Here is a 17,403-nt window from a genome sequence, read left to right as displayed (position 1 = left end):
GAGATGTTTACTAAGCAAGAGAGAAAAAAAGCAAAAAGCGCAGAATCAAAACGAGAAAGAAATGCCCTAAGCCAAAAAAAGCGCTCAAGAAATAAAAGGCAAAAACAAAAAAAGTATAAAGGTAGGGCAGGTGAGGTAGCTAAAGTTTCTATAGATCTAAGTAGTATTAATCCTAGTGCTATAAAAGCTTTTATCTATGCTATATCAAAAAGTCCTATTAATCGCACTAAAGAAACACTAAGTCTAGCTTTAAAGCTTAACTCTAAGTTTTCTTGCTTTGAGATAAAGACAGATTCTATAGCTTTAAAGCCCGCTTTTTCTTTTGTTAGGGTTTATAAAGATCTAACAACTAATCTCATGCAAGCTTTTAGTATAGGCAAGGCAAAAAGAGTGCATATAAAAGGGGATGTAGGCGGTAAGGATGGAGATATCTTCCTAGCGGTTAATATAAAAAGTAAGACTGTCTTTTTGTGCAAGGTTTATAGTTTTTTAAATCTAGGGCTTTTTACTAGAGTTGATAGTAGTAGTAGTCCGCTTATAAAAGGAGTTCCTAAAACTAGCCTTGCTTTAAAAGTAGGGGCATCTTCAGTTGGTAAAAAAGTACCACTTTTTTTAAGGCTTGCTGGGCTTACTCCTATCATTACAAGCTATAAGGGAACTTCAGCTATAAAAACTGACACCTTAGTAGTCTTAAGCAAGGCTAATAATATCTTGCAAACACTAGGATGTTTAGAAGATGAGGGGACAGATTGCTTATTTGCCATGGCACTTTTTGATCTTTATCATCCAAAGTTTGATGCAGGCGATGTTTTTAATGTCCATGAAGGAAGTGATGCAAAGTTAGAGTATAAAAAAAGCGCTTTTAGTAAAGAAGCTTTAAATGAAGCAAACCACATGGCAAAAAGCCTAGCTTGTGATAAAAACTTATCCTTTGCTAGATTTAGTAAAGCTTATCTTAAAAAGACCTTAGATTCTAAACTGCGTTATGACTTAAGGGCATTTCTTTTTTGTAGTATAGACCCAAAGAGTGCAAAAGATGTAGATGATGCTTTTTACTTTGATAGTTTACGTTCAACGCTTTATGTAGCTATAGCTGATGTAAGTGAGTTTGTGCCTAACTTTTCTAGGCTTTATGATGAAGCTAAGACTAAAGGCTTTAGTATTTATATGGGAGAAGATGTTTTTCCTATGCTGCCAGCTATCTTAAGTAGTGATGCTTGTAGTTTGCAAGAAGGCAAAGATAGATTAGCTTTTGTTTTTGAGATAAAGCTTCATAAAAGGACTTTGAAAGTTTTAGATTCTAGGCTTTTTAAAGCAGTTATTAGATCTAAGTTAAAGACTGATTATGAAAGTGTTTTTGATGTGCTTAGTTTTAGTCCTTTAAAAGCAAGGTTTACTAAAAAAGGTAAGCTTAAAAAGCCTAAGAAGATAAGCTCTATCAAAGTTAGAGAATCTAAGATTCTATCAAGTGTAAGTTTTTCTTCCATAAAAAGCTTTAAGGCTTTAAGCATAAAACTTAGAAAAAAAAGGCTTGAAACTGGCTTTAACTTTGACTTAGAGGGCAAAAACTACGCCTATCACATGATAGAAGAGGCCATGCTTTTAGCAAACATTGAAGCAGCTAAAGTTTTAGCCCGCCTACCTAACTCCATCTTTAGAACTCATAATCCCATGGAAGTAAAAAAACTTAAGATCTTAGAAAAAGACTTACAACTTCTAGGACTTAAAAAGACTAATAGTCGTGATACTTTAAAGATGCTTAAAAGCTTTCAAGCCCAAGGAGAAAAGCTTGGGATTGCTGACTTAGTAGATAGTCTAACTATACGTTCTATGCCAAGGGCTATATATGATGCTACTTTAAAGCCTCATTTTGCACTAGGCTTTGAAGCCTATACTCACTTTACTTCGCCTATAAGACGCTTTAGTGACTTACTAGTACATAAGATTCTAAGTAGCTATGTTTATGGGGATAATGCCATAGGCTCTAAGTTTGCTAGGCTTGAAGTTTTAAGTGCTTTAGAGTTTTTAAATATGCAAAACTACAGCATAAAACTAGCTAGTAGAGAGTTTTTAAACATAAAGCTTGCTAGGAAGGCAAAAGAGTTTTTAGCTAGTCAAGATGAGCTAGGCTTTATGGAGGTGAGCTTAGAAGGCTTAAAAGCACAGCTTGAAGTTATAAGCAAAGAAGAAGAGTTACAAAAAGAAGAAAAGTTAGAAAAAGTTAGCCTAAAGATACAAAGGCTAAGTGAAAAGATAAGACTTTTAAGCACCAAGCTTAAAGAGGTTAATAACTTAGAGCTAGAAGTCATAGTTTTAGAAAAGCTAGAAGAAGCTTTGCTAAAAACATTAGATTCTAAAGACTACAAAGTTTATAAAGCCTATGTAAAAGAAGGGGTGTTAAAAAATGCAAATATTACACTTTTTAGTAAAAGTGAACTAAGTCTTTTTAGCACCCAAAGTGCAAGGCTTATAGAATCTGATATTTTTACCAGGGAGATTAGGGCGGTTTGTGGGTGATTTTAAGCTAAAACCTCTTTATTTTATTGCTATAATCAAGCCTGTATCGCTATAAACTTAAAGGACGATAATGCAAAAAGATATCATAAATGGCTCTTCTATGCTAGTAGAAGCCTTGCATAAAGAAGGAGTAGAAGTAGTATTTGGCTATCCTGGTGGGGCAGTGCTTAATGTCTATGATGAGATTTATAAGCAGACTTATTTTAGACACATACTAACCCGTCATGAGCAAGGAGCAGTGCACGCTGCTGATGGTTATGCTAGGGCTAGTGGAAAAGTAGGGGTTGCTATCATCACTAGTGGCCCAGGCTTTACTAATGCTATAACTGGTATAGCTACAGCTTATACAGATTCTGTCCCTCTCGTAGTTATAAGCGGGCAAGTACCTATAACCCAAATAGGAACTGATGCCTTTCAAGAGATAGATGCAGTTGGAATCTCTCGTCCTTGTACTAAACATAACTACCTTGTAAAAGATATAGCTGACTTTCCTCGTATCTTAAAAGAGGCCTTTTATATAGCACGCACTGGCAGACCAGGCCCTGTTTTAATAGACCTTCCAAAAGATATAAGCGCAGCTAAAGCGCCTTTTGTTTATCCAACCAAGATAGATATACCAAGCTATAGACCTACTTTGAAAGGTAACTCAAGACAGATAAAAAAGCTAGCTAATCTAATCATGGAATCTAAAGCGCCACTTGCTTACATAGGAGGAGGGGCAGTAAGTAGTGATGCTTATGAAGAGATAAAAACTTTTTTAACCTTAACCAAGATGCCTAGTGTTGAAACACTTATGGCAAGAGGTGTTACTCAAAATGATGAGAACTTTTTAGGCATGCTAGGTATGCATGGAACTTACGCGGCTAACATGGCAGTTAGTGAGTGTGACTTGCTTATATCTTTAGGAGCTCGTTTTGATGATAGGGTAACTGGAAAAGTAAGTGAGTTTGCTAAGTTTGCAAAGATAGCTCATATAGATGTAGACCCTAGCTCTATAGGAAAGATTATAGATGTTAAATATCCTATAGTTGGAGACTTAAGGCTAGTTTTACAAGAGCTTAATAAAGAACTTAGAATCTTAATTAGCGAGGCCTATGTTGATCAAAGCAAAGAAGAAGTTAAGTCTTTTATAGAACAAGAAAGCTTTCTAGCTAAGCTTACAAAGTGGAAGCAAACTCACCCTTTAAAGTATGCTGATAGCGATAGTGTTTTAAAACCTCAGTGGGTTATAGAAGAGTTAGGCAGAGTTTTTGGCAGCAAGGCAGTTATAGTAACTGATGTTGGTCAACATCAGATGTGGGCAGCACAGTTTTACCCTCTAGATTCTAAAAGGCAGTTTATAACTAGCGGTGGACTAGGGACTATGGGCTTTGGTTTACCAGCAGCCCTTGGAGCTGCAGTAGCCTTAGAAAATACAGATAAGATAGTAGTTAGTATAAGTGGTGATGGCGGTATATTAATGAACATTCAAGAGCTTATGACCTTAAAAGAAACTGGCATAAAGTGTATAAATATAGTGCTAAATAATGGCTACTTAGGTATGGTTAGACAGTGGCAAGAGATCTTTTATGAAAACAGGCTTTCAAGCGTTACTTTAACCCAACCAAACTTTGATGCCCTAACTTCATCTTTTGGGCTTTTAGGACTTAGTGCTAGTACTAAAGAAGATTTTAAAGACATACTTCAAAAAGCTATAGATTATCCAGAATCTAGCTTGTTAAATGTTGCTATAGAGCCATTAGAGAAGGTATTTCCTATGGTCCCAGGTGGGAATCCACTTTATAAGATGATACTTGAGTAAGGAAAGAAAATGCAAAAAAGAGTAATATCACTAACAGTTCTAAATGAACACAGCGTCCTAGCTAGAATCTCAGGTCTTTTTGCAGGGCGAGGTTATAATATAGAAAGCCTTACAGTTGCCCCTCTTATGGATGGTAATTTCTCTTATGTAAGTATATCTACTAGGGGAGATGAAAAAGTCTTAGAACAAATCATAAAACAGCTTCATAAACTTATACCAGTAGTGAGTGTAGGAGAGAGTGAAGATGTTATTACCGAGGAGCTAGCACTTTTAAAGTTTGAGATAAATGAGAATCTAGAAACGATTAAGTCTTTAATCTCTTACTGTAATCATCACATAGTAAGTATGAGTTCAAAGTATATAGTCTTTAGCGTAAGTGATACACCTAAAAAGATAAGCGAGTTAAAAAACACCTTAAAGCAGTTTAATCCAAAAGATATGATAAGAAGTGGTGTAGTAGTCATGGATAAAAACTAGCTTTATAAAAAAGTACTATAAGAGATTTATGAAAGATTTATTAAATAACAAGTTAGGCAATGTGCAAGAGGGTAAAAAGAAACTCATAAAAGCTAGAGTTCTAAACTGGTGGAGCCCAGACTTTGAAAATAATATTATAGTTAGGATCTTAAGTAAGTTTTATAGGGTTGAAGAGTGCTTTGACCCAAAACAATTAGATCTTTTAATATGCTCAGTTTTTGATGTAGAGCATACTCATCAGATGTATGATAAGGTAAAAAAGCTATTAGTTATAGGTGAGCATGTAACACCAGAGTTTAATGAGTTTGACTACGCTATAGGTTTTGATCATATAACCTTTGATAAGCGCTATATTCAGTTTTCTATATCACTTTTGCATGATACGGCTTTAGAGGCTAATATTAAGCATGAAAATATAACAGATTCTATGTTTGATAGAGACTTTGGATCTTTTGTGGTTAGTAATGGCTACTGTGAGATTAGAAACTCTCTTTTTACTAATCTTTCAAAGTATAAGCACATCCTTAGTGGTGGAAGATTTGCAAATAACTTGCCTAATAAAAAGCCAGTTGATAATAAGTTAGAGTTTTTATCTAAAACTAAGTTTAATATAGCCTATGAAAACACTTCAGGATATGGCTATATAACTGAAAAGATACTTGATGCCTTTGCTGCTAAAACTGTGCCAATCTACTGGGGAGACCCAAACATCGCCAAAGATGGAATCTATAATCCAAAGGCTTTTATAAACGCCCATGACTTTAAAGATGAAGCCTCTTTAATAGAGTATATAAAGTATGTTGATAACAACAAAGACTTATATTTAAGCATGTTAAAAGAGCCTGCTTTTTTAGATCCAAACTATGTAGATAGAAAAAGAGCTGAGGTAGAAGCATTTTTACGCTACATCATAGAAGATGGAAAGGTGTACTTTAAAGAGTGGTACCAAGCTAGAAGGGAGCACTTTTTAAAAAGGCTTGTTGAGATAAAACTTGATGAATATAACAACTTTGTAGAGTATGAAACGCTAATAAGAAGATATGAAAAACTAAAGACATACAAAAAGTCTTTTGCCCTAATGAATACTGCTTTTAACTCTAGCCTAAGCCTATACAGAACTGCAAAAAAGCTAAAAAGGCTAATTTCTCGGGGGGGGGGGGGGGGTAAGCCAAACTTGGGCTTACCTATAGATGATACATCCCAAAAAGAGAACTTATTTAGTCTGCGTTTAGAGCTTGCACCTAGTGAGGATGAACGTAGTTGTAAAAAAAAGTAGCACTTTTTATACTTTAAAATACTTTAGAATCTATACCTACCTAATAGTAACTTTTATAGTAAAGATAAAGTTTATTTTTACCTCTTTTTATATAGATGCACTTTTATCTTTGTTAAAATCAAAACAAGGATAGATAAAACTTAACTGGACTAGTAGGATGAAAAGGGTAGTTTGTGGATTTTTAACTTTGATGTTTGTTAGTACTTTTATATACGCAGCTTCAGATTTTACTTTGCCTAGCAGTATTAAAGGTTTGCAAAAAAAGTGTGATGCAGGTGATGCTATAAATTGCTTTAATCTTGCTCATTCTTATAAGTATGGAGAAGGTGTAAAGATAGATAACTCTAAGGCTGCTAAGTACTATGCTAAAGCTTGTAATCTTGGGATGAGGAATATGCAAGGACTTGGGTTTACTTGCACACAGGCGGCTTCAGTTTACTACTATGGAGAAGGCGTAAAGCAAGACTATCATAAAGCAAAAGAGTTTTCAGCTAAGGCTTGTAGCCTTGGAGATGCTGAAGGCTGCTATAACCTTGGGTTTATTTATGAGTATGGTAAGGGCGTATCAAAAAGTTTAGATATGGCAAAGACTTACTTTAAAAGGTCTTGTGATATGGAGTATGCAGATGGCTGTTTTGCTTATAAGCGCATCAACTACTAGCCATACTAAAAAGCCTTGCCTAGCAAAAAGATTCTAGGGAAGGGGAGGAGTATCTCGCCATTACACTGAGGCTTAAAGTGTAGCCTTAACTCTTTTAAGACATCTTCTAAAAACTCTGCTTGCAAGTCTCCTTCTAGCCTTTCTAAGTAGGGCTTAAGACCAGTTGCTTTATACCAAGTGATGATGGAATCTATATCTGGCAAGCGGTGCATGTATATAGTCTCTTTTATCTCAAAGTCCTTAGTGCAGGTTGCTAGGACATCAAAGTACTCATTAACACTTAAAGCGTGATAACTTCTTATATCTTTAAAGCTTTCATTCCACTTTGGCATGTTAGAGATTTCAGTTAGTATAGTATTTATGATAGCTTTTGGTTTATCAGGGATTTGCACTGCTAAGATTCCATCACTTTTTAAAAGTGACATTAAAAAAGGGAGTAAATTTTTATGGTCATTTACCCATTGTAAGCAAGCATTAGAAAAAACTATATCAAACTTACCTCCATTACTACATAGCTCCTTGGCATTTTCTACATTCATACATAAAAAGTCTATATCACTATAGGTGTTTTTTGCTTTTTCTATCATAGCTATAGAGTTATCTATACCTACTATGTAAGCATTTTCGTACTTTTTTCTAAGCACAGAAGTACTATTACCTGGTCCACAGCCAACATCTAATATCCTTAGGGCATGCTTGATATTTATCATATTAGCTAGGTCTAAGGCAGGTTTAGTCCGCTCACTTTGAAATCTTAGATAAAGGTCTGGATTCCACTGTGTTGTCATTCTTCACTCCTAAAGAATATTTATATATTTAGTTTACTAAAAAGCGATCATATTGCAAGCAATGATAGTAAGGAAAAATAACACTTTTTATCTTGATATGTAGATTTATTACTATTTTATTTACTTTTTATGCTTGTTAGTTGTAGTTTTATCGTAAATTTAACTTTATAAATATTAATATTTATTCATATTTTGATTAGAGGAGCTTATGATGAGACTTAAAACTATAGCCTTAAGCATTAGTATTTTGGCACTTAGTGGCCTTTATGCATTTTCTCCGACAACCATGAAAGAAAAACAAGAAACAGGTATCAAACTACCAGAAGCACAGTGGAAGGTGCCAGATGCTATAAATAAAGATGATGGCAGCATAGATGCTTCTAAGCTTCCTAAGTCCCCTTATACAGATGCTGTGATACTTGGCTCTAAGATAATGAATGAAACCCATCTCTACATAGGACCAGATGCAAAAGATAAAAGTAAACGCTTCGCAGGTAACCACCTTTCATGTTCAAGCTGTCATGCCCTTGGAGGCACTGTGGCTAATCAAGGAGGCTATGTTGGAATCCTAGGACGCTTCCCAGCATGGCAAGCAAGAAGCGATAAAGTCACAAGCTTAGAAGATAGGATAAATGGCTGTATGGTAAGAAGTATGAACGGTAAGATAGTACCAGTTGATTCTAAAGAGATGAAGGCCATGATGGCTTATATGCACTTTTTAAGTCAAGGTATACCAGTTGGGGCTAAGACTAAGGGGCAGGGCATCCCAAAGATAGCTAATCTTGACAGGGCAGCAAGCCCTAAAAAAGGTAAGCTAGTTTATGATAACTCTTGTGCTGCTTGTCATGGTATAGATGGTGAGGGCGTAAAAAATGTAGCTGCTGCTAAAGGGGACTACTATACTTTCCCACCACTTTGGGGTAAAGATAGCTATAACACAGGAGCAGGTATGTATAGACTTAAAAAGTGTGCAGCCTATGTTAAAGCTAATATGCCTAAAGGTGATGCTAACTTAACCTTAGAGGAAAGCTATGATGTATGTGCTTATATCAACACTCAACCTCGCCCAGTCTTTCCTAACCGCGAAAAAGACTTTCCAGACTTAAGAGTTAAGCCAGTTGATAGTGATGTTGGTCCTTATGAAGATAAGTTTAATGAAAAAGAGCATAGATTTGGCCCTTATAAAGAGATGGTAGGACACTAGTTTGTGCGTATATGCAAGAAGCCAAAAAAGCTTATAAGCCTTTAAAGGACTTATAAGACCTAGCTTCTTAGCTAGGTAGCTTTATCATAGGAAGGTAAAAGTTTTTATGAAAAAGTAGGATATGGATTAAAAAGCTCTTTATAGCCTTTGATTCCATTTTCTAAGATAGAAGCGTCATTTGCTACATTCATAGTGTCATATACGCCATAGATTTCTTCTGTCTCCATACCTAGATACTTAGCACTATGAAGCACTGAGATTAAGTACTCATCTAAATCATGGCCATTTCTACCATCTTTTGTGTACTTAGACTTTGGTGAGCCAGCACTTACTACTATCTTAAACTTTTTGCCAGCTACTAACTTTGGAGTATCGCCAAATAAGATTCCAGTAAAAACAGCATCCATGTAAGCTTTTAAAGCAGCAGGCACGCTAAACCAGTAAAGTGGAAACTGAAAGACTATCCTTTTAGCTTCACCTAAAAGTGCGCGCTCTTTAGCAGCGTCTATGTTAAGGCTTGGATATAGTTTTGCGATATTTCTAACTTCTATATTTTTTTGACCTTCTATTGAAGAAAGCAAGGCTTTATTAACTACGCTAGTTTCTATGCTTGGGTGACCTAGTATGATTAGATTTTCCATGTTGTATCCTTGTGTGAGATTTCAAATGCCCTTTTATTCTATATGAGACTTTGTAAACTCACCAAATAGTTTTCTACACTTATAGAATCTTTATCTATTTTAAAAGTTTTAAGATGCTGCTTACAACTTTTGTTGGGTTTATGCTTGAGACACTAAACTTTTTTGCTACATAAGGATAGATAAGACCGAGGTTAGAAAAAAGCTTTACTCCATTAAAGTTTTCTTCTATAGCGTCTTCATAGATAGTGTGAGAGTTAGGTCTAAGTTCGCGAGGATACTTGCTAAAACGACCTAGATTATCAGCGCTTGCTAGGGTTAAGGTAGGCTTATTTAGAGCGTTTGAAAGATGAGAGATATAAGAGTCATTAACCACGTTTAATGCGGAGTTTTGAAGTAAAAAGATTAAAGATTCTAAGTCTAGTTTTCCTACTAGGTTAGTAATGTTTGCGTGGGTTATAGAGCATAGTTTTAAGTCCTGTTTTTGGCCACAAAGTACTATATTAAGGTTAGGGCTATGTTCTAAAAGCTCTGTTAAAACTCTATCAAAGTGCTTATATCTTTTTTCTACTAGGCTAGTTTCTAAGGAGACTAGGATGTAATTTTTATCTTTAAAGGTTAAGATAGTTTTATCTTTTATAGAATCTTCTTTTATCCTTTCAAGACTATAGTTAACTTCAAAGCTTTTATTCATAAAAGCCTTAGTCATATCTATATATCTATAGTGTTCAAAGCAGATACATGGACTTGTATCAAGTGTTCTAGCATAGATATTAGCATACTCCATGTACTGTACTAGATTCATATAAGTTAAGTTTCCTTTTACCATAACTTTTGAAGTTGCATTAGTATATATGCTTAGTAGTTTGTATAAGGGCTTGTTTGAAAAAGATGTGTTAAAAAGAAAGTGTGCTTTAAGTGAGCTAAGTTCTTTAAGGCTAGCTTTAAGATAGCTTAGGGAGCTTTCAAGTTTTTGATAGTCTATGTAGATTATCTCTTTAAAGTTTTTTTCATCATAAAGCCTTATAAACTCCTTACTTTCATCTGAACTAACTAGCACTAAATCATACTTTTCTAGTAAGTGTGGTAGGGCGTTTCTAAAAAGGATATAGCCACTTAGCCCATCAAGACAAAAAAGCACTATGGTTTTTTTCTCTTTCTGCCAAAAGTTTTGGTCTATATCATGTCTTTTTAGGTTTAGTGGTAAGGTGCTTATACCTCTTAAAAAGTCATCAAACCCTTCTTTAAAGCTAGGCTGTCTTATAGCAAAGCTCATATTAACATCTAATCTTCCATCCATAAGCTGAGGTTTTAATACAGGTAGGTGTAGCAAAGTAGCTTTTTGTATAGACTTTTGGGCATCGCTTATGACTATGTCGCAGTCTTCAAGGCTTGAGTTTATAAAGAACTTATTTTCTTTAAAAAAAAGTTCTTTTAAGGGGGAATCTATAAAAAGCTTTATCACTTCTTACTCCTAAGTCAAATATATCTGTTTAAAGGTTTCATAAACCTTGCTAGGTTCTATACTCTCTACGCCAAAGACTTTAGTCTTATTACTAACATATAAGTTTTTTTCTCCTCTTAAGAGCACACGAGAAAGAGGAGTTTTTGAAAGATTACTACCACTTAGACCAGATTCTACGTTGCCAAAAAGTGTGATACTTGGTGAGTTTAGTGCCCATGCAAGATGAGTTATCCCAGTATCTCCACCTATAACACACTCCATACTACTTATTAGATACTTTATAGCATTAAAGTCCATACTAGGAAGCAAGGTAGCTTTAAGCTTACTATCTTGCAAGCTAGTAAAAAGTCTTCTTGCCCTTTCTTCATCATCATGCCAGATTAAAAAGATGCTTATGTTTTTAAAAGAGCCTAAAAGCTTAGCTAGGTTTAAAAAAGATTCTATAGGATAGGTTTTAGTTGCCTTTGAAGTTTCAAGCACAAAAAGTACTTTAAAACTAGCCTCTTCTTCTAAGGCACTTAAAGCTTCTTTTAGCACTTCTTTTGCCTTAGGTATATTACAACCAAAGCTAAGTTTGTGATTACTCAAAGCTTTAGAAACATCTATGTTTATCCCAAAAGGATTAAAAAGCACAGTTTTGTTTCTAACTAGTATATTTTCTTTATAAGGTATATGAACCTTAGTTTTATAAAAAAAGCTAGCAAGACTTTCTCTACTTGAAGCCTTATCAAAGCCTATAAAATTTTTAGAATCTAAAAACTTGCCTATAAGGCTAGATTTTATAAGTCCTTGGGCATCTATGACATAATCAAAGCTTTTACAAGACTTGCAGTATCTTCTTAACTCTAAAATCCCACCTAAACTTCTAAAAAGCTTTTTAAAAGGGAGGGCGTGGAGCTTAGTTATACAAGGAGAGTTTTCAAGCACTCCACTAAAACGCACATCCACAAACCACTCTATCATAAGGCCATCTTTTTGTTTTATATCAAACTTAGATTCTAAAGCCTCTTTAAAAGCATGTAAAAAACTAGCACTTATTATCACATCTCCTAAGGCAGATACTCTAATAATAGCTACTCTCATAAGCTCTACACAACTTCAAGCTTAATAGGGGGTTGGTTGATAGCTAAAAGCTCAGACTTAAAGGCTAAAGAATCTAGTCTTATGCGAAGCAAGTTAGATGAGAGACTATACTCATAGTTAGTAAGGCGCTGCATGATGTTTGCTACTGTTAGTATAAAGCTAAGTGATTTAAGTTTATCTTCACTTGGAAGGTAGGGTGCAAACTTAAGATTAGGCTTAAACTTAGACTTAGTGGAGTTTTCTAAAATGGTTGATATAAGCATCCTATCTTTGTGAGAAAAGCCATAAGTTAGGGCGTGCAGCGCTAGATAGGCACTATGTTTGTTAACGTGATAGAAGTTAAAACTAGCTCCAGCGTTATAGATCTTAGAGGCTATCTCTAGATGGTAAAGATACTTTTCATCAAGGTCAAGATGCTCACTTAAAAGGAAAAAAAGCTCTTTTGCCCTTTTAAAAAGTATGTTGCTTTTTTGTATCTTCTTACTTGCATAGCCCGCACTTAAAGTATCTTGCAAGGCTCTTAGGCTAGGTTTAAACCCATGGGGAAATTTATTATTAGAGTTTCTTAATAAGTCATGTAAAAAAACTCCCTCTCTAACTCCAACTCCACTTACTATAACACTTTTTATATTTAGCATTTTTAGCAAAGTAGCAAGGATTAAAACGCCTGGCCTTATAGAATCTAGTCTTGCAGCATCTATATTTAACTCTAAAAGCTCACTATCGCTAGCATGTAGTATCTTTTCACAGTACTCTATAAAAACCTCACTACTATTTTCATAGCCATGTAAGCTATCAAAGCAATAATTTGTGTTTTTAATAATGCACTTTGCTAGAGATCTTATACTTCCACCTATGCCAAAGCATTTTTTAATATTTATCCCTTTTAAAGAATCCATATTTTTAGAAATATACTCTTTTACATACTTTTTAGCGCCCTCTATATCACCCTCATCAAAGTAAAGCTCTTTTAGTCTTATACTGCCTAGATTAAGACTTAAAAGACTTTTTATATTACCTTCATCTATATAGGCTAGCTCAGTTGACCCACCACCTATATCCATAGTTATACCTGTGTTAGTGTGAAGAAGATTAGCACAAGCAAGCGCCCCAAAGTAGGCTTCCTTTGGTCCTGGGATAACCTTTATCTTAATGCCAGTTAGTTCTTTTACTTTTTTTAAAAATACATTTTTATTAGGCGCATCTCTTGTAGCAGAAGTAGCTACACAAAACATTTTTCTTGCCCCATAGCTTTTAGATATCTTATCAAACTCACACAAGGCCTTAAGCGCACGATTGATAGCATCATCTTGCAAGTAGGCTTCATGCTCATAGCTTCCAGAAGAGATTCTAACCTTAGCTTTTAACTCATATAAAAGGTGGAATCCAAACCTACTAGTTTTTTTAAATATAGCCATCCTGGCGGAGTTTGAACCTATATCTATAACACTTGTAATCTTACTCATCTTTATCTCCTTAACTGGCAAACTCTATGGCATCTACTGGACAAACCTTTATGCACTGCGGGTTAAACTTTCTGTCTTGATCTATACAAAAGTCACATCTCTTTGGATCTAGCTCATAAACTAGCCTTCCTGCTTTTATGGCTTCATTAGGACATACTTGCAAGCAAGCATCACAGGATATGCAAGCTTTTGTGATGACAAGCATTTAGTTTTTTACCAGATTCTTAAGCAACACTTTTAGGTTAGTTGGCAAGATAAAAGCACTTTCATGAAGTCTAGAGTTATAGTAAGTTGCATCTTCTAGCATATCGCTTTTTTGAAGTAAAAGACTAGCTAGAGGGTGATAAGTATCACTAGCATAAGCATAGATTTTTTTACTTAGGCTAAAAGGCAAACTAAAAGGCATTAATATATTAAAGCAAGCTGTTGCTAGGGCGATGTTTGCTTTTAAAAGGGCAAGGTTAGGAAGTGAGGAAGGAGAGTAGATAAATATACCTTTTTTATCCATCATCTTTTTTATAGCACTTAGCTCATTAGCTTGAAGCACTCCTAAGTGATAGACTAAGTCAAACTGAGTGCCCATAAAAGAGCTAAAACTAGTACTTATCTTCACTTTTCCTTCACTCATAACTTCTTTGAAGTGGGGGAAAAAGCCACTTAAGACATTTAGTGCTTCTAGGTCTTGAACTACCATATCTACTTTAAGACCAAGCTTACTTAAAAGGTAGGCTAACTCTAGGTTTAAGCTACCATAAATCAAAGCTCTTTTAGGATCTTCGTGCGTAGAGTAGGCACTAAAAGAAAGCATTTGCGCTTCTTCATTAATGCTAGTTTTATAAAAAACATCTTTTTGATTAAGCAGTACTACATCTTCAAATCCTTCTGTACTGAAAAGTTCAAGATGGATATCAGCAGCCTTGTACTCAGTGATCTTGTGTTTGAAAGTAAATTGTTGTTTATAGTCTTGGTTTAAGTTATCTGTAATCCACATTAAAACCCTTTTTTATGATTTTTGTTTAGTTTTATAAATATTAAGATTCTACCAAAATACTAAAACTCTTAAAGCCAAATAAACTTAAACCTACTAGAACTAACTAACTACAAGCTATCTTTTTTACTTAGGACTTTCACCCTCACTTTTTGGTGTGTTAGTTTCCTTGCTTTCACTTCTATCTTCTTTTGGCGTAGTTGCTTGTTTTGCAGGAGAAATAATAGGAGGGGAAGCAGTAGGAGATGAAGCAGGAAGAGAAGAAGTAGGAGAGGCAAGAGGCGGGGCATTAGTATCCTTAGTGTCATTTGGTATAGCTTCACTAGTAGTTTTATTAGTCTCATTAGTGGTGCTTAAATCTTTTGCTTCTTTAGTATCTAAATCCTTATTAGGACTAGAAATAGGAGTAGTGCTAGAGCTTGGTGAAGTTGTATCTTCTTTAGTAGTGCTTTCTTTGCTTGTGGAATCTTTAGATTCTAAAGTATCAGTCTTAGTGTTTAGCTCTGTTAAATCCTTAGAAGCTTCATTACTAGTTTTAATGCTAGAAGTTTCATCTATCTTTCCTAGTCTAAAACTTTTTACATGGTAGTACTTTGCTATATCAGTATTTGGCCACTGGCTAGCATTGCTTGAAGGACCATCCCATTCTCCTAACCTATCATAGAATCTAGTACGTTTATAAAACTTAGGGTCTATAACTAAGTCTTGTATCCCATTTGCTTTTTGAGTTTTTATCTCATGTAAAGCTTCTTTTTGAAGTGTGTAGTAGTTATAGTAGGCAAAAAGCACATAGAGGGCATATATGATAGTACCTATAGGCAGTAGCCAGTTAAGTATCTTTTTAAGATTAAACTTAGCTTCATAGTCTTTATAAAAGTAGCCTAGTACTAAAAGTAAGGTTATAAGAGAGACTATATGATCTCCCATATGTGCCCTATGAGGTAAGCCTATAAAAAGCACACTTAACCCACCTAAAAAAGCCCACGCTAAAAAGAGAAAGAAAAGCTTAGTGTAAAGCACTCTTAGGGTTTTTCTTAAGACTAGCGCACAGATTAAAAGTAAGATTAAGATGATGCCTACAAAGTATACATCTAAGAAAAAGCGTGTTAGATAGCTAAGCACTAAAAGCACTACTATAGCTACATAAAGCTTTATACCACGTTTAAAAAACTTAACTACTACAGGTAGGAAGCTAAAAAACACGCTTACAAAAACTATACTTTTAAAGAAGTGATGATAGGCCATATTTGCACGCTCTAGCATCTCTTGTGTGCTTAGAGTAAAAAACTCTTTTGCGCTCATATAACGCAAGATTCCATCTATGCGAATATTTTTTAGTGCATCAACTCTTATACTAGTACCAGGAGATAGATAAAACACTATAAAGCCTATGATTAAAAACAAGATTCCTATATAAAACCAAAGTGGGATCTTTTTACGTCTAACTAGAGTAAAGATTCCAAACACTACTAAAGTAACTATACTTAAAGGCACTAGTAGTTCACTACTAAAGCCAGAGATAAAGCCAAAGATGGCCATTAAGATAGCTGTTATTATAGTTTTAGACTTTGTGCTAGGTAGGCTTTGTTTTTTTAAGGCATAAGTATGATTAGCATAGATTCTATAAGGGATCATAAAGCCTATTAAGATAGTTATGCCCCAAAGATAGTTTAAAGCTCCAGCTCCCCAGATAAAGTTTGCTCCAAAATTAAAGAAAAGTATCATGCTTAAAAAGACTATCACTAAGGCTAAAAAGTCTTTAGTAGTTTTAGGATTCCTAGCATAGACCATATAAAAAAGTAGATAGACAAAAAGAGTAGCTACTACTGCGTTTGCTATATCAAAGTAAGGAGTGCCTACAAAACGTGCTACAAAGCTTGTATTAAGCATCTCTCCTAGTCGGCCATTCCAAGTAAAGTAAGAAAAGTTAGAAAAGCTGAAATGCTCCGTAGCATGCAAGTAGGCACTAAAATCATCACTCTGCATAGGAAGCAAGTAATTAACCACTAACATATATATAAAAAATACTGCAAAAAACGCTATAACTAACATATCAAACCTTATCTTGTGAGTCTATAAAGTAGGGCGGTCTGTTTTTAACTTGCTCATAAATCCTAGCTATATACTCGCCTATGATGCCTAGAATCATTATTTGGATGCCACCCATAAAGAGGATTATAACGATAATTGAAGGATAACCTTTGACTGGATTCCCAAAAGCTAGGGTATTTACTATCATGTAGATTCCATATAAAAAGCTTAAAAGGCTAATCACAAAGCCTACATAAAAGGCTACTTTTAAAGGCAGGGTTGAAAAGCTTACTACCCCAGATAGACCATAGCTAAAAAGCTTTCTTAGATTAAACTTTGAAACTCCTCCTGCACGCTCTTCAAAAGGACAGATTAAACAAATACTACTAAAGCCAACCCATGCAAAGATCCCTTTGCTAAATCTATGATACTCGCCTACTTCTAAGATGGCATCTATCACTTTTCTTGAAAGCAGCCTATAGTCTAAGACATTATGTTCTATCTTTACATCTACTAAAGAGTTATAAACTGAGTAATAAATCTTAGTTAAAACCTTTCTTAGTGCTCCTTCAGGGCGGTTAGGGCGTTTGGTATAAACCATATCATATTTGCCAGTTTTATAAGTCTCTAGTAAGGTTTTCATAAAACTTGGAGGCATCTGAAGATCAGCATCAATGATAACTGCTATATCTCCCTTGCACTCTCTTAAACCACAAAGCAAGGCACTTTCTTTGCCAAAGTTTCTAGAAAAGTTTATGAGTTTAGATTCCACATAGCTATCACTTTTAGGCTGCAAGTTTAATATCTCTTCTTTAGTCTTATCTTTACTTCCATCATTAATAAATAAGACTTCAACACTACTTAAATCTTCCCTCATAGAATCTAGTGCACTAAGTAGCTCTTTATAAAACTTAGCCACTACATCTTCTTCGTTATAACAAGGGACTATGACTGAAAGCTTGTAATTTTGCATGGAATCTCTTTGTTTTGAACTAATTGTTGAGCTGA

The 17,403-nt window shown here is 34.9% G+C and carries 15 protein-coding genes; 6 read left to right on the top strand and 9 right to left on the bottom strand.

Annotated elements, in window-relative coordinates; translation table 11 throughout:
- Window positions 1–3 precede the first annotated feature (3 nt).
- The 5 genes from BKH43_RS01650 to BKH43_RS08695 all read left to right on the top strand — a co-directional run bounded on the left by BKH43_RS01650 (window position 4) and on the right by BKH43_RS08695 (window position 6,732).
- The gene (locus BKH43_RS01650; RefSeq protein ID WP_095227867.1) at window positions 4–2,517 is read left to right on the top strand and encodes a ribonuclease catalytic domain-containing protein; all 2,514 of its coding nucleotides are present in this window, start codon (window positions 4–6) and stop codon (window positions 2,515–2,517) included.
- Window positions 2,518–2,587: 70 nt separating this feature from the next.
- The gene (locus tag BKH43_RS01645; RefSeq protein ID WP_095227865.1) at window positions 2,588–4,318 is read left to right on the top strand and encodes an acetolactate synthase large subunit; all 1,731 of its coding nucleotides are present in this window, start codon (window positions 2,588–2,590) and stop codon (window positions 4,316–4,318) included.
- A gap of 9 nt (window positions 4,319–4,327) precedes the next feature.
- Window positions 4,328–4,795, top strand: a complete 468-nt coding sequence (gene ilvN, locus BKH43_RS01640; RefSeq protein WP_095227863.1) for an acetolactate synthase small subunit — start codon at window positions 4,328–4,330, stop codon at window positions 4,793–4,795.
- 28 nt (window positions 4,796–4,823) lie between these two features.
- Window positions 4,824–6,071, top strand: a complete 1,248-nt coding sequence (locus BKH43_RS01635) for a glycosyltransferase family 10 (protein ID WP_095227861.1) — start codon at window positions 4,824–4,826, stop codon at window positions 6,069–6,071.
- Window positions 6,072–6,228: 157 nt separating this feature from the next.
- Entirely contained in the window at window positions 6,229–6,732 is a 504-nt protein-coding gene (locus BKH43_RS08695; protein WP_095227859.1) for a tetratricopeptide repeat protein, read from the top strand.
- A gap of 5 nt (window positions 6,733–6,737) precedes the next feature.
- Here BKH43_RS08695 and BKH43_RS01625 read toward each other — a convergent pair whose 3' ends face one another.
- On the bottom strand, window positions 6,738–7,520 hold the full coding sequence (locus tag BKH43_RS01625) for a methyltransferase domain-containing protein (RefSeq protein ID WP_095227857.1): 783 nt from the start codon (window positions 7,518–7,520) through the stop codon (window positions 6,738–6,740).
- 211 nt (window positions 7,521–7,731) lie between these two features.
- Between BKH43_RS01625 and BKH43_RS01620 the strand changes: the two genes are divergently transcribed.
- Window positions 7,732–8,724 carry a c-type cytochrome gene (locus BKH43_RS01620; RefSeq protein ID WP_095227855.1) on the top strand — a complete coding sequence of 331 codons (993 nt, stop codon included), beginning with the start codon at window positions 7,732–7,734 and terminating at the stop codon, window positions 8,722–8,724.
- A 104-nt stretch (window positions 8,725–8,828) separates the two neighbouring features.
- Here the strand turns inward: BKH43_RS01620 and BKH43_RS01615 are convergent, their stop codons facing one another.
- The 8 genes from BKH43_RS01615 to BKH43_RS01580 all read right to left on the bottom strand — a co-directional run bounded on the left by BKH43_RS01615 (window position 8,829) and on the right by BKH43_RS01580 (window position 17,368).
- On the bottom strand, window positions 8,829–9,365 hold the full coding sequence (locus BKH43_RS01615; RefSeq protein WP_095227853.1) for an NAD(P)H-dependent oxidoreductase: 537 nt from the start codon (window positions 9,363–9,365) through the stop codon (window positions 8,829–8,831).
- Between the two features lie 94 nt (window positions 9,366–9,459).
- On the bottom strand, window positions 9,460–10,827 hold the full coding sequence (locus BKH43_RS01610) for a glycosyltransferase family 9 protein (protein ID WP_095227851.1): 1,368 nt from the start codon (window positions 10,825–10,827) through the stop codon (window positions 9,460–9,462).
- A gap of 9 nt (window positions 10,828–10,836) precedes the next feature.
- Window positions 10,837–11,910, bottom strand: coding sequence for a lipopolysaccharide heptosyltransferase I (waaC, locus tag BKH43_RS01605; protein WP_095227849.1), 1,074 nt, complete (start codon window positions 11,908–11,910; stop codon window positions 10,837–10,839).
- A 5-nt stretch (window positions 11,911–11,915) separates the two neighbouring features.
- Window positions 11,916–13,376 carry a Ppx/GppA phosphatase family protein gene (locus BKH43_RS01600; RefSeq protein ID WP_095227847.1) on the bottom strand — a complete coding sequence of 487 codons (1,461 nt, stop codon included), beginning with the start codon at window positions 13,374–13,376 and terminating at the stop codon, window positions 11,916–11,918.
- Window positions 13,377–13,386: 10 nt separating this feature from the next.
- A complete protein-coding gene (locus BKH43_RS01595) occupies window positions 13,387–13,581 on the bottom strand; it encodes a 4Fe-4S binding protein (RefSeq protein WP_095227845.1) in 195 nt (64 codons plus the stop codon).
- Window positions 13,582–14,367 (bottom strand): hypothetical protein, encoded by a 786-nt coding sequence (locus BKH43_RS01590; protein ID WP_095227843.1) that lies wholly within the window; start codon window positions 14,365–14,367, stop codon window positions 13,582–13,584.
- Between the two features lie 123 nt (window positions 14,368–14,490).
- On the bottom strand, window positions 14,491–16,416 hold the full coding sequence (locus BKH43_RS01585; RefSeq protein WP_095227841.1) for a DUF6056 family protein: 1,926 nt from the start codon (window positions 16,414–16,416) through the stop codon (window positions 14,491–14,493).
- Window position 16,417: 1 nt separating this feature from the next.
- Window positions 16,418–17,368 carry a glycosyltransferase family 2 protein gene (locus BKH43_RS01580; RefSeq protein ID WP_172402284.1) on the bottom strand — a complete coding sequence of 317 codons (951 nt, stop codon included), beginning with the start codon at window positions 17,366–17,368 and terminating at the stop codon, window positions 16,418–16,420.
- Window positions 17,369–17,403 lie beyond the last annotated feature (35 nt).

It is taken from the genome of Helicobacter sp. 13S00401-1 (assembly GCF_002272925.1).
In the GTDB taxonomy this organism is placed as follows: domain Bacteria; phylum Campylobacterota; class Campylobacteria; order Campylobacterales; family Helicobacteraceae; genus Helicobacter_I.
The sequence above is the reverse complement of the archived record's forward strand: the minus strand, read 5'-3'. Positions and strand labels throughout refer to the sequence as shown.

What these genes read in the sequence shown, in the direction of transcription:
- BKH43_RS01600 (WP_095227847.1), bottom strand. Translation starts at nt 13,376, where the DNA reads ATGAGTAAGATTACAAGTGTTATAGATATAGGTTCAAACTCCGCCAGG.
- BKH43_RS01615 (WP_095227853.1), bottom strand. Translation starts at nt 9,365, where the DNA reads ATGGAAAATCTAATCATACTAGGTCACCCAAGCATAGAAACTAGCGTA.
- BKH43_RS01625 (WP_095227857.1), bottom strand. Translation starts at nt 7,520, where the DNA reads ATGACAACACAGTGGAATCCAGACCTTTATCTAAGATTTCAAAGTGAG.
- BKH43_RS01580 (WP_172402284.1), bottom strand. Translation starts at nt 17,368, where the DNA reads ATGCAAAATTACAAGCTTTCAGTCATAGTCCCTTGTTATAACGAAGAA.
- waaC (WP_095227849.1), bottom strand. Translation starts at nt 11,910, where the DNA reads ATGAGAGTAGCTATTATTAGAGTATCTGCCTTAGGAGATGTGATAATA.
- BKH43_RS01595 (WP_095227845.1), bottom strand. Translation starts at nt 13,581, where the DNA reads ATGCTTGTCATCACAAAAGCTTGCATATCCTGTGATGCTTGCTTGCAA.
- ilvN (WP_095227863.1), top strand. Translation starts at nt 4,328, where the DNA reads ATGCAAAAAAGAGTAATATCACTAACAGTTCTAAATGAACACAGCGTC.
- BKH43_RS01585 (WP_095227841.1), bottom strand. Translation starts at nt 16,416, where the DNA reads ATGTTAGTTATAGCGTTTTTTGCAGTATTTTTTATATATATGTTAGTG.
- BKH43_RS01620 (WP_095227855.1), top strand. Translation starts at nt 7,732, where the DNA reads ATGAGACTTAAAACTATAGCCTTAAGCATTAGTATTTTGGCACTTAGT.
- BKH43_RS01635 (WP_095227861.1), top strand. Translation starts at nt 4,824, where the DNA reads ATGAAAGATTTATTAAATAACAAGTTAGGCAATGTGCAAGAGGGTAAA.
- BKH43_RS01590 (WP_095227843.1), bottom strand. Translation starts at nt 14,367, where the DNA reads ATGTGGATTACAGATAACTTAAACCAAGACTATAAACAACAATTTACT.
- BKH43_RS01650 (WP_095227867.1), top strand. Translation starts at nt 4, where the DNA reads ATGTTTACTAAGCAAGAGAGAAAAAAAGCAAAAAGCGCAGAATCAAAA.
- BKH43_RS08695 (WP_095227859.1), top strand. Translation starts at nt 6,229, where the DNA reads ATGAAAAGGGTAGTTTGTGGATTTTTAACTTTGATGTTTGTTAGTACT.
- BKH43_RS01645 (WP_095227865.1), top strand. Translation starts at nt 2,588, where the DNA reads ATGCAAAAAGATATCATAAATGGCTCTTCTATGCTAGTAGAAGCCTTG.